At 70.0% G+C, this 12,427-nt stretch carries 8 protein-coding genes; all 8 read left to right on the forward strand.

What is annotated here, in order from left to right:
- Positions 1-39: 39 nt before the first annotated feature.
- The 8 genes from ABZ858_RS15325 (at position 40) to ABZ858_RS15360 (ending at position 12,327) form a co-directional block, all read left to right on the forward strand.
- Positions 40-1,314, forward strand: a complete 1,275-nt coding sequence (locus ABZ858_RS15325) for a hypothetical protein (protein ID WP_361377990.1) — start codon at positions 40-42, stop codon at positions 1,312-1,314.
- Positions 1,315-1,488: 174 nt separating this feature from the next.
- Complete coding sequence (locus ABZ858_RS15330) at positions 1,489-3,714, forward strand: ABC transporter family substrate-binding protein (protein ID WP_361377229.1); 2,226 nt, start codon at positions 1,489-1,491, stop codon at positions 3,712-3,714.
- A gap of 197 nt (positions 3,715-3,911) precedes the next feature.
- Positions 3,912-5,828, forward strand: coding sequence for a translational GTPase TypA (typA, locus tag ABZ858_RS15335; protein ID WP_361377232.1), 1,917 nt, complete (start codon positions 3,912-3,914; stop codon positions 5,826-5,828).
- Between the two features lie 653 nt (positions 5,829-6,481).
- Positions 6,482-8,110, forward strand: a complete 1,629-nt coding sequence (locus ABZ858_RS15340) for an ABC transporter substrate-binding protein (protein ID WP_361377235.1) — start codon at positions 6,482-6,484, stop codon at positions 8,108-8,110.
- Between the two features lie 142 nt (positions 8,111-8,252).
- Complete coding sequence (locus tag ABZ858_RS15345; RefSeq protein WP_361377238.1) at positions 8,253-9,182, forward strand: ABC transporter permease; 930 nt, start codon at positions 8,253-8,255, stop codon at positions 9,180-9,182.
- On the forward strand, positions 9,175-10,116 hold the full coding sequence (locus tag ABZ858_RS15350; RefSeq protein WP_361377241.1) for an ABC transporter permease: 942 nt from the start codon (positions 9,175-9,177) through the stop codon (positions 10,114-10,116). Before ABZ858_RS15345 ends, ABZ858_RS15350 begins: the two co-directional genes overlap by 8 nt.
- Before the next feature lie 11 nt (positions 10,117-10,127).
- Positions 10,128-11,186 carry an ABC transporter ATP-binding protein gene (locus tag ABZ858_RS15355; protein ID WP_361377244.1) on the forward strand — a complete coding sequence of 353 codons (1,059 nt, stop codon included), beginning with the start codon at positions 10,128-10,130 and terminating at the stop codon, positions 11,184-11,186.
- Positions 11,179-12,327 carry a dipeptide ABC transporter ATP-binding protein gene (locus ABZ858_RS15360; protein ID WP_361377247.1) on the forward strand — a complete coding sequence of 383 codons (1,149 nt, stop codon included), beginning with the start codon at positions 11,179-11,181 and terminating at the stop codon, positions 12,325-12,327. The genes ABZ858_RS15355 and ABZ858_RS15360 overlap by 8 nt, the downstream gene beginning before the upstream one ends.
- Positions 12,328-12,427: the final 100 nt, after the last annotated feature.

Below are 12,427 nucleotides of genomic sequence, written 5' to 3' on the forward strand. Positions count from 1 at the left end.
GTCGACCTCCCGCCCACGGTCGACCTCCCGCACACGTTCGTGCTCCTGCAGCCGTTCGACCTCCCGCCCCCGGTCGACCTCCCGCCCCCGGTCGACCTCCCGCCCCCGGCCGACCTCCCGCCCCCGGCCGACCTCCCGCCCCCTTCCGACCCCCCACCCCCATCCGACCCCCCGACAGCCCCCCGCACCACCCACCGCCCCCACCGCCCCCCGCGCCGCCCCCACCGCCCCCCGCGCCGGGCCCACCGCCCCCCGCGCCGGGCCCACCGCCCCCCGCGCCGGACCCGCCGGACCCGCCGGCCCCGCCGGACCCGCCGAGCAGCGCTCCTCCTCGTCCTCGCTCTCCTCATTCCGCTGCTCGCCGCCGAGGCGGCCCTGCGGGTGAACTACTCGGGGGAGCCGGCCGATGGGACGTACACCAGGGGGCGGGACGCCATCTGGCTGGGGCACGCCTGGGTGGACGGGCGCAAGTCGGACGCCGATGTCACGGCTCTCGCCCGGCGGCTGCGCGGCACCGGCATCCGTGATCTGTACGTGCACGCGGGCCCGCTGGAGGACGACGGGACGCTGCCCGCGTCGGCGTACCGCGGGGCGGGGCGGCTGATACCGGCCGTGCACCGGGCGCTGCCGGGGGTGCGGGTGCAGGCGTGGCTGGGCGACACGCTGGCCACCGAGAGCCCGGACGGGCTGCGGCTGGAGCGGCCCGGGACGCGGGCGGCCGTGGTCGCCGCCACCCGGGCGGTGCTGGCCGCCGGTTTCGAGGGCGCCCACTTCGACCTGGAGCCGCTGCACTCCGGCGACCGCGACTACCTGGGCCTGCTCGACGACCTGCGCGAGGTCACCCGCGCCCGCCACGCCGCGCTGTCCGTCGCCGCGCACCAGATCGACCCGCTCCCGGCGTTCCACTCCGTGTGGGGCACCCTCACCGGTCACCCCAAGTGGTGGTCGCAGGCGTACTTCGGGGAGGTCGCCCGCCGGGTCGACCAGATCGCGGTGATGTCGTACGACACCATGCAGCCCACGCAGAGCCTGTACGGCGGGTACGTCGCCGAGCAGACTGCGCTCGCCCTGGAGGTCACCCCGCCCGCCACCGACTTGCTGATGGGCCTGCCGTTCTTCCACGAGAACCGGTTCGGCCACTGGTCGCGCGCCGAGACCGTGCCGGCCGCCGTGCGCGGGGTGCGGCTCGGCCTGTCCCGCACGGACGCGGACCGCGCCCGCTTCGGTGTCGCCCTCTACGTCGACTTCGCCGCCACCGAGGCCGACTGGAGCGCGTACCGGGACGGCTGGGCGCGCGCTGCTCCGCACGGGTGACCTTGCGGGGGTCCGCCGCCGTGTCGCCTCCGGGTGGCGAACCCTTTCCTCTTCAGTGGGCCGTAGATCTGATCAGCTCCAAAATACCGCCAAATGGGGACAAAGTGACCCTGTGTCCCCACCGGGTCGCCCCCCGTGACCACTGGCGGGAGCGGCCCCTCGGAGGTAGCACAGATGTCGTACGACGGTGTCGGGCCCCGCGCGGTCATGCGCTCGGTCGCCTTCCTGACCGCGGGCGCCCTCACGGTGCCCCTGCTGGCCGGCTGCGGCTCGGACGACGACGGCGGCAGACCGCTGGCCGGGCAGGACATCGCGCCCGCCGCCCGCACGTCGGTCGCCGAGGGGGGCACCCTGCGCTGGGCCGTGGACGCCATGCCGCAGACGCTGAACACCTTCCAGGCCGACGCCGACGCGGGCACCACCCGCATCGCCCAGGCCGTGCTGCCCGCCATGTTCCGCATCGACGCGAGCGGGCGCCCGCAGCGCGACGCCGACTACCTCGACTCCGCCCGGGTGGTGGACACCGAGCCCCAGCAGGTCGTCGTCTACCGGCTCAACCAGCAGGCCGTCTGGAGCGACGGCCGCGAGATCGGCGCCGCCGACTTCGCCGCCCAGTGGCGCGCCCTGTCCGGCAAGGACTCCGCCTACTGGACCGCCCGCAACGCCGGCTACGACCGGATCGAGAAGGTGGAGCGCGGCGCCAACGACCTGGAGGTGCGCGTCACCTTCGCCCGCCCCTACGCCGACTGGCAGTCGCTGTTCTCGCCGCTGTACCCCAAGGACGTCACCGGCACCGCGAACTCCTTCAACGACGACGCCCGCAAGAAGCTCAAGGTCAGCGCCGGGCCGTTCGCCGTGCAGAAGATCGACACCAAGGAAAAGGACGTCGTCCTGGCCCGCAACCCCCGCTGGTGGGGCCACCCGGCCAAGCTCGACGCGATCGTGCTGCACGAGGTGCCCCGCGACAAGCGGGCCGCCGCGCTCGCCGACGGCACCGTGGACGTGGCCGACGTCGACCCCTCCGACGCCGACCGGATCGGCCTCGCCGACGGCGCCCGGGGCGGCTCGCCCTTCCAGGGCGGCGGGCGCACCGCGGCCAAGGCGCTGCGCTCCTGGGCGCTGGTGCACGGCTCCGACGAGAAGGCCGCCGCCCGCGAACGGCGCGCCCTGAGCAAGAGCCGCGGCACCCTCACCACCTACCTGCGGCAGCAGGAGGCGCTGCGCGGCTTCCGGGTCCGCAAGTCGCTGGAACCCGCCTTCACCCAGCTCGCCCTCAACGGCGCCGGCGGCCCGCTCGCCGACGAACGGGTCCGGCACGCGGTCGCGCACGCCCTGAACCGCCAGCAACTCGCCGAGATCGTCCTCAAGCCCCTCGGCCTGCCCGCCACCCCGGTCGGCAGCCACCTCGCCCTGTCCGGCCAGGCCGCCTACGCCGACAACAGCGATGCCCTCGGCGGCCAGGACACCGCCCAGGCCCGGGCCCTGCTCGCGGACGCCGGCTGGGTGCCAGGACCGGTCAAGGAGCAGAAGAAGGGCGACAAGGCGGCCGGCGCCGAGCGGGACAAGGACGAGGACGGCGCGCAGGACGGCTCGGGCGACGGCACCTACATCGTCGGTGTCAACGACGACGTCGAGCACAACGGGGACGGCAAGAGCGGCGGCCACGACAGGCCGGCCGGGCGGGAGGGCGCCGGACGGCACGCGGGCGACGGCAGCGGCCCCCAGCAGCTCGCCCAGGACGGCCGGCCCTACGCGCAGGAGCTGAAGCAGGGCGGCGCCCCCGGCGCGTACGCCCCCAAGGGCACCGCCGCGCCGGCCGGCGCGGTGAGCGGACCGCTGGCCAAGGACGGCAAGCCGCTCACGCTCCGTTTCGTCCTGCCCTCCGGGACCGGCTCCGACACGCTGCGCAAGGTCGCCGACCGGATCACCGCCATGCTGGCGAAGGTCGGCATCGCCACCGAGATCACCAAGGTCTCCGACGACAGCTACTTCCGGGACCACATCGCCTCCGGCCAGTACGACCTGGCCCTGTACTCGTGGCCCGCCACCGCCTACCCGGCCACCGACGCCCGGCCCGTCTACGCCAAGCCCGTCCCGGCCGCCGACGGCTCCCTGAACGTCCAGCAGAACTACACCCGGGTCGGCACCGATCAGGTCGACCAGCTCTTCGACCAGGCCATCGCCACCCTGGACGAGGGCGAGGAACGCGATCTGGTCCGCAAGGCGGACTCCCGGATCTGGGCGAGCGCCGGCTCGATCCCGCTCTACCAGCGCCCCCAGCTCGTCGCCGCCCGCGACACCCTCGCCAACGTGGGCGCCTTCGGCTTCCAAACGCCCCTCTACGAGGACATGGGCTTCCTGAAGAAGGGCGCCAAGGCGGCGGCGGGCCCGGCGTCCTAGCCCCTCGCCCGCAAGGCGACGGGAGGGGGCCACGAGGGCGCGACGAGGGGGGCCGGACCGTGCCGGAACAGCCCGGCAGGCCCCCGCTCCGGCGCACCCGTACCATGGGGTGAGGCCGTGGCGTGTTCAGCCCGGCAGGGCGCGCGTGCCGAGGACGTACGCGCAGCCGTCCGCACACCCCGGGAGTACGCCTCAATATGGCCGTGTCCGCAACACGTCACGACATCCGCAACGTCGCCATCGTCGCCCACGTCGACCACGGCAAGACGACCATCGTCGACGGCATGCTGAAGCAGGCCGGTGCCTTCGCCGCCCATCAGCTCGACTCCGTCGACGACCGCATGATGGACTCGAACGACCTGGAGCGTGAGAAGGGCATCACGATCCTCGCCAAGAACACGGCGGTGAAGTATCACCCCAAGGACGGCGGGGACCCCATCACGATCAACATCATCGACACCCCCGGCCACGCCGACTTCGGCGGCGAGGTCGAGCGCGGCCTGTCGATGGTCGACGGTGTCGTGCTGCTCGTCGACGCCTCCGAGGGCCCGCTGCCGCAGACCCGCTTCGTGCTGCGCAAGGCCCTCCAGCAGCGCCTGCCCGTCATCCTGTGCATCAACAAGACGGACCGCCCCGACTCCCGGATCGACGAGGTCGTCAACGAGACCTACGACCTGTTCCTGGACCTGGACGCGGACGAGGAGCAGATCGAGTTCCCGATCGTCTACGCCTGCGGCCGTGACGGCATCGCGTCGCTGACCAAGCCGGACAACGGCACGGTCCCGGCCGACTCCGACAGCCTGGAGCCGTTCTTCTCCGCCATCCTGGAGCACATCCCGGCCCCGACCTACGACGAGGAAGCCCCGCTCCAGGCCCACGTCACCAACCTCGACGCGGACAACTTCCTCGGCCGTATCGCGCTGCTGCGCGTCGAGCAGGGCGAGCTGCGCAAGGGCCAGACGGTCGCCTGGATCAAGCGCGACGGCTCGATCAGCAACGTCCGCATCAGCGAGCTGATGATGACCGAGGCGCTCACCCGCAAGCCCGCCGAGAAGGCCGGCCCCGGTGACATCTGCGCCGTCGCCGGTATCCCGGACATCATGATCGGCGAGACGCTGGCGGACCCGGAGAACCCGGTCGCGCTGCCGCTGATCACGGTCGACGAGCCGGCCATCTCCATGACCATCGGCACCAACACCTCCCCGCTGGTCGGCCGCGGCGGCACCGGCAAGGGCGCCGACGCGAAGGCGGCCGTCAAGGACCGCAAGGTCACCGCCCGCCAGGTCAAGGACCGCCTGGACCGCGAGCTGATCGGCAACGTGTCGCTGCGCGTCCTGGACACCGAGCGTCCGGACGCCTGGGAGGTGCAGGGCCGCGGTGAGCTGGCGCTCGCCATCCTGGTCGAGCAGATGCGCCGCGAGGGCTACGAGCTGACCGTCGGCAAGCCGCAGGTGGTCACCAAGGACGTCGACGGCAAGACCTTCGAGCCGGTCGAGCGCATGACGATCGACGTGCCCGAGGAGCACATGGGTGCCGTCACCCAGCTCATGGGCGTCCGCAAGGGCCGCATGGACAACATGTCCAACCACGGCTCGGGCTGGGTGCGCATGGAGTTCGTGGTCCCCTCCCGCGGCCTGATCGGCTTCCGCACCGAGTTCCTGACCCAGACCCGCGGCACGGGCATCGGGCACTCCATCCACGAGGGCTTCGAGCCCTGGTTCGGCAACCTGACCACCCGCAACAACGGCTCCCTGGTCGCCGACCGCTCCGGCGCGGTCACCGCGTTCGCGATGACCAACCTCCAGGAGCGCGGCGTGCTCTTCGTGGAGCCGGGCACCGAGGTGTACGAGGGCATGATCGTCGGCGAGAACTCGCGCTCCGACGACATGGACGTCAACATCACCAAGGAGAAGAAGCTCACCAACATGCGGTCGTCCTCGGCCGACACGTTCGAGGCGATCGTCCCGCCGCGCAAGCTCTCCCTGGAGCAGTCCCTGGAGTTCTGCCGCGACGACGAGTGCGTCGAGGTGACCCCGGAGGCGGTGCGCATCCGCAAGGTGAACCTGGACGCCCGTGAGCGCGCCCGCGCGGCCAGCCGCGCCAAGCACGGCTGATCCCACCCCCGCGGACGACGGCCGGCCCGCCCGGGGCCGCCGCCGCCCCGCACCGAACGGCCCGCCCGGCAGCACGCCGGGCGGGCCGTTCGGCGTCAGGGGCCGGCCGCGCCAGGGCCCGTGCGCGTCGCGCCCGTGCGGACAGGGCCGTAGAGGGTTTTCCCTATAACACGGCACCGGCTCGCGCACAGGCACGTACCGGTCGGCGCGCCGTTGTTAGAGTGACCGGAATCTACGGCTTGCCGGGTTCTCGCGCCGGTCTGTCCCGTGCCGCGGAGGCCCCGGCGTACGCCGGGATCACCCCGCCGTCATCGCGCAACTACTTTTCTTTTCCGATCTGTCCGCTATCCGGACGTCCTGAACCGATAGTTGTGTGACAAGTCCGTTTCGCAGGGATCTTTCACCAAACCCTTTGTCCGGATTTTGGAAGAAGTAGGCGGCAGGTGTGATCGAACCGAGACCTAGAAGGTGTGGTTCGGTCTGGTTCGCATGGCAGATAGTTAGGCGCGTAGAGCTCGGATCAACGGGTCACGCGCTGCTGGCGGCGCCGACTCACGAGCCAGGGGGCACCTGACCATTTCAGGCACCGGTAACGGTGATGCGTCATGTGCCCCTCCATGCGGTGAACCAATGGACTCATGAGGAGGAGCCCCATGCGTGGTGCCAAGAGCGCCAAGTGGGTTGCGATAGCCGCCGTTGTGGCGCTGGGTGCGACGGCCTGTGGTGGGGGCAGCGACTCGGGCGACGACAGCTCGCGTGCGGTCAACCCGAGCGGGGTGTACAGCTACCAGAGCAGCGAGCCCCAGCACCCGATCCAGCCCGCCAACGTCATGGAGACCGGCGGCGGCCGCATCACCGACGCCCTCTTCAGCGGCCTGGCCGACTACAACCCGAAGACGGGCAAGCTGGAGAACCTCGTCGCCGAGTCCATCAAGCAGGACGACGCCAGCCACTACACCATCAAGCTGAAGCAGGGCTGGACCTTCCACAACGGTGAGAAGGTCACCTCGCACTCCTTCGTGGACGCCTGGAACTGGGGCGCCAACCCGAAGAACGCGCAGCAGAACGCCTCCTGGTTCTCGGACATCCAGGGCTACACGGATGTCCACCCGGACAAGGGCGACCCGAAGAGCGACAAGATGTCCGGTCTGTCCACCCCGGACGACTACACCATCAAGGTCGCGCTGGCCAACCCGGCCCCGTACTGGACCTACAAGCTGGGCTACAGCGCCTTCTACCCGCTGCCCAAGGCCTTCTACTCGGACCCGAAGAAGTACGGCCAGCAGCCGGTCGGCAACGGCCCGTACCAGTTCGTCGCGTGGAACCACAACAAGGACTTCATGACGAAGACCTACGCGAACTACGCGGGCCCGAAGCCGAAGAACGGCGGCATCGACTTCAAGTTCTACACGACGTCCGAGGCCGCCTACCAGGACGCCGTCTCCAACAACCTGGACGTGCTGGACCAGGTCGCCCCCAGCGACATGGCCAAGTACCACCAGGACCTGGGCAAGCGCGCCGTGGACGCCCCGCAGAACTCGATCCAGACCGTCGCGGTCGCCGAGTACGCGCCGGCCATCAAGAACGTCAAGGACCACGCGAAGTTCATCCAGGGCCTGTCCATGGCCATCGACCGCGACACCATCACCAAGACGGTGCTCGCCGGCTCCCGCACCCCGGCCACCGGCTTCGTGCCGCCGGCCGTCGAGGGCTACAAGGAGAACGCCTGCGGCGATGCGTGCAAGTACGACCCGGCGAAGGCCAAGCAGCTGGTCCAGGAGTCCGGTGGCGCCAACGCCAGCATCTCGATCCTGTACAACGCCGACGGCGGCCACAAGGAATGGGTGACGGCCGTGTGCGCCAACATCACCCAGAACACCGGGGTCAAGTGCGACGGTGACGCGAAGGCCGACTTCAAGACGACCCTCGACGTCCGCACCAAGAAGAAGGTCCAGAGCCTCTACCGCTCCGGCTGGGTGCAGGACTACCCGCTGAACGCCAACTTCCTCAAGGACCTGTACGGCACCACCGCGGCGGGCAACGAGGGCGGCTACTCCAACAAGGAGTTCGACGAGCTGGCGGCCAAGGCCGACAAGGCGGCCACGCTGGACGAGTCGGTGAAGCTGTACCAGGACGCCGAGGCGGCCCTGTACAAGGACATGCCGGCCATCCCGCTCTGGTACTACAAGACGAACGCGGGCTACTCGCAGAACGTCACCAACGTCAGCTACGACACCTTCGGCAAGCCCGTTTTCACGGACGTCGAGGTCTTCAAGAAGTAAAGGCCGCAACGGTCGAATCAACGAGGCGCCCACGCAGGCCGTGGGCGCCCCACCGTTCGCCAACGGCAGCCGCCCCGCACCACCCCCCACAAGGAGAGCGCGGCAGGGGCGGCCGCCCGCAGCGGCTGATAATGGAGGCTCCATGGGGCGCTATGTCGCGCGGCGACTGCTCCAGATGATCCCGGTCTTCATCGGGACCACTCTGCTCATCTTTCTGATGGTGTACTCCCTGCCCGGTGACCCCGTTCGGGCGCTGTGGGGCGACCGGCCTGCCGATCCGCAGGCGATGGCACGCCTGCGGCACGAGTACTGGTTCGACCGACCGGTGCTGGAGCAGTACTGGCACTACATCAGCAACGTATTCAAGGGAGACTTCGGGACGAGCTTCGTCACCGGGCGCAAGGTCCTGGACGTCATTTCCGACGCCTTCCCCGTCACGATCCGGCTCGCTCTGGTCGCCTTCGTCATCGAGGTCGTCGTCGGCCTCGCCCTGGGCCTCCTGTCCGGACTCAACCGCGGCAAGATCGCGGACAAGGTCGTGCTGGTGCTCACGCTCCTGCTGATCTCCATCCCGGTCTTCGTCCTCGGCTACATCTTCCAGACGGTCTTCGGTAGCCAGCTCGGCTGGGTGACGCCGACCGTGCAGGACTCCGACGACATCTCGCAGCTCCTGCTGCCCGGCATCGTCCTCGGCTCGCTGTCCTTCGCGTACGTGGCCCGGCTGAGCCGCACCTCCATCGCGGAGAACCTGCGCGCCGACTACGTGCGCACCGCCGTCGCCAAGGGGCTTCCGCGCCGCCGCGTCATCGGCGTCCACCTGCTGCGCAACTCGCTGATCCCGGTGGTCACCTTCCTCGGCACCGACCTCGGCGCGCTCATGGGCGGCGCCATCGTCACCGAGGGCATCTTCAACGTGCACGGCATCGGCAACGAGCTGTACCGGTCGATCGTCCAGTCGGACAACACGACGGTCGTCGGCATCGTCACCGTGCTGGTGATCGTCTACCTGATCTCCAGCCTCGTCGTCGACCTGCTCTATGCCGCCCTGGACCCGAGGATCCGCTATGTCTGAGGCACTTACGACCGAAACCGCGCTGGAGGAGGAGGTGGCCCACGGGTCGGCCCCGAATCCCGTGCAGGACAAGCCGCGCAGCCTCTGGTCCGACGCCTGGCGCGAGCTGCGCCGCAATCCGTTCTTCGTGATCTCCGCGGTGCTCATCCTGCTGCTGCTGCTGATCGCCGCCGCCCCCGGCCTGTTCACCTCGGTCGACCCCAAGTACGCGGATCTCGCGCACCACTACCTGAGCAAGCCCAAGTACGGCGACGTCGGCCAGGCCGACTGGTTCGGCTACGACGGCCAGGGCCGCAGCGTCTACTCCCGGGTCCTCTACGGGGCCCGCGCCTCGATCATCGTCGGCACCTGCACCACCGTCGGAGTGGCGCTCCTGGGCAGCGTGGTCGGCATGCTCGCCGGCTACTACGGCGGCTGGTTCGACTCGCTGCTGTCCCGGGTCACCGACATGTTCTTCGGCATCCCGCTGCTGCTCGGCTCGATCGTCATCCTGAACGCGTTCACCCACCGCACCGTGTGGTCCGTGGTGGCCGCCCTGGTCTTCCTCGGCTGGACGCAGATCGCCCGCGTCATGCGCGGTTCCGTGATCACGGTCAAGCAGCAGGACTTCGTGCAGGCGGCGAAGGCGCTCGGGGCCGGCACCTCGCGCATCCTGATCCGGCACATCCTGCCGAACGCGGTCGCTCCGGTGATCGTGGTCTCCACGATCGCGCTGGGCGGATACATCGCCACCGAGGCGACCCTGTCCTACCTCGGCATCGGCCTGCCGCCCAGTGCCGTCTCCTGGGGCAACGACATCTCGTCCGGCCAGACGGTCATCCGGACCGCGCCGCACGTGCTGTTCTTCCCCAGCGCCATGCTGAGCCTCACCGTGCTCGCGTTCATCATGCTCGGCGACGCGGTCCGCGACGCCCTCGACCCGAAGCTGCGCTGAGGGAGGCGTACGTGACGATCATCGAAGACACCGAACCGGCGCCCACCCCGCTCGACGGCGGGGAGTACGGAGGGCCGCTGCTCCAGGTACGCGACCTCCACGTCGAGTTCCACACCCGGGACGGCGTGGCCAAGGCGGTCAACGGCGTCAACTACAGCGTGAGCGCGGGCGAGACGCTCGCCGTGCTCGGCGAGTCCGGCTCCGGCAAGTCCGTGACCGCGCAGGCGATCATGGGCATCCTGGACATGCCGCCGGCGAAGATCCCCCAGGGGGAGATCCTCTTCCGCGGCCAGGACATGCTCAAGATGTCCGCCGAGGAGCGCCGGAAGATCCGCGGGCGGAGGATCGCCATGATCTTCCAGGACGCGCTCAGCTCCCTGAACCCGGTGCTCTCCGTGGGCTACCAGCTCGGCGAGATGTTCCGGGTCCACCTCGGCCTGTCCAGGAAAGAGGCCAAGGCCAAGGCGATCGACCTGATGGACCGGGTGAAGATCCCGGCCGCGGCCGCCCGGGTCAACGACTACCCGCACCAGTTCTCCGGCGGTATGCGCCAGCGCATCATGATTGCCATGGCACTGGCGCTGGAGCCGGACCTGATCATCGCCGACGAGCCCACGACGGCTCTCGACGTGACGGTCCAGGCACAGGTCATGGACCTGCTCGCGGACTTGCAGCGCGAGTACAACATGGGCCTGATCCTCATCACCCACGACCTCGGCGTCGTCGCGGACGTCGCCGACAAGATCGCGGTGATGTACGCGGGCCGCATCGTCGAGCAGGCGCCGGTGCACGAGCTGTACAAGCGGCCGGCGCACCCGTACACGCGGGGCCTGCTCGACTCGATCCCGCGCCTGGACCAGAAGGGCCAGGAGCTGTACGCGATCAAGGGCCTGCCGCCCAACCTGCTGCACACCCCGTCCGGTTGTGCCTTCAACCCGCGCTGCCCCAAGGCGCAGGACGTCTGCCGCACCGAGGTCCCGGCCCTGCTGCAGGTCACCGAGCGCGACGGCGGCGAACTGCCCGGCCGCGCCTCGGCGTGCCACTTCTGGAAGGAGACGATCCATGGCTGAGCTGAGCAAGAAGGACGAGCAGCAGGACGCCACGCCGAACGTCTCCGAGGTGGACGTCGTCGACGCCCGCACCGAGGAGGAGGCGGTCAGCGCCATCGAGGCGCCCGTCGAGCGCGGCGAGCCGATCCTCCAGGTGCGCGGCCTGATGAAGCACTTCCCGCTCACCCAGGGCATCCTGTTCAAGAAGCAGGTCGGTGCGGTCAAGGCCGTCGACGGCATCTCCTTCGACCTGTACCAGGGCGAGACCCTGGGCATCGTGGGCGAGTCGGGCTGTGGCAAGTCCACCGTGGCCAAGCTGCTGATGAACCTGGAGCAGGCGACCGCGGGCGAGATCTTCTACAAGGGCCAGGACATCACCAAGCTGTCCGGGCGCGCGCTGAAGGCGGTCCGCCGCAACATCCAGATGGTGTTCCAGGACCCGTACACCTCGCTCAACCCGCGGATGACGGTCGGCGACATCATCGGTGAGCCCTTCGACATCCACCCCGAGGTGGCCCCGAAGGGCGACCGGCGGCGCAAGGTCCAGGAACTGCTGGACGTGGTCGGCCTCAACCCGGAGTACATCAACCGGTATCCGCACCAGTTCTCCGGCGGCCAGCGCCAGCGCATCGGCATCGCCCGCGGCCTCGCGCTCAACCCGGAGGTCATCATCTGCGACGAGCCGGTGTCCGCGCTGGACGTCTCGGTGCAGGCGCAGGTGATCAACCTGATGGAGCGGTTGCAGAACGAGTTCAACCTCTCCTACCTCTTCATCGCGCACGACCTGTCCATCGTCCGGCACATCTCCGACCGGGTCGGCGTGATGTACCTGGGCAAGATGGCCGAGATCGGCACGGACGAGCAGATCTACGAGCACCCGACGCACCCCTACACCCAGGCGCTGCTGTCGGCCGTGCCCGTGCCGGACCCGGAGGCCCGCGAGCGCCGGGAGCGGATCATCCTCACCGGTGACGTGCCCTCCCCGGCCAACCCGCCCTCGGGCTGCCGGTTCCGCACCCGCTGCTGGAAGGCCCAGGACCGGTGCGCCGAGGAGCTGCCGCTGCTCGCGGTCCCCGAGCGTTTCAAGGACGCGGACACCCCGGCGGCCCACGAGTCGGCCTGCCACTTCGCCGAGGAGAAGGACGTCGTCCACGCGGCCTGACGCCCCCTCCCCTCACGGCACACACCGATTCCCGGCACCCGTCAAGGTGCCGGGAATCGGCGTTTCCCGGGGCTGTCTCCCGGGGGCCGCTGCCGGTGAT

Source organism: Streptomyces sp. NPDC047017 (assembly GCF_040644175.1).
GTDB lineage: Bacteria > Actinomycetota > Actinomycetes > Streptomycetales > Streptomycetaceae > Streptomyces.

Coding starts and splice junctions, on each gene's coding strand:
- ABZ858_RS15330 (WP_361377229.1), top strand. CDS start 1,489: ATGTCGTACGACGGTGTCGGGCCCCGCGCGGTCATGCGCTCGGTCGCC.
- typA (WP_361377232.1), top strand. CDS start 3,912: ATGGCCGTGTCCGCAACACGTCACGACATCCGCAACGTCGCCATCGTC.
- ABZ858_RS15340 (WP_361377235.1), top strand. CDS start 6,482: ATGCGTGGTGCCAAGAGCGCCAAGTGGGTTGCGATAGCCGCCGTTGTG.
- ABZ858_RS15345 (WP_361377238.1), top strand. CDS start 8,253: ATGGGGCGCTATGTCGCGCGGCGACTGCTCCAGATGATCCCGGTCTTC.
- ABZ858_RS15350 (WP_361377241.1), top strand. CDS start 9,175: ATGTCTGAGGCACTTACGACCGAAACCGCGCTGGAGGAGGAGGTGGCC.
- ABZ858_RS15360 (WP_361377247.1), top strand. CDS start 11,179: ATGGCTGAGCTGAGCAAGAAGGACGAGCAGCAGGACGCCACGCCGAAC.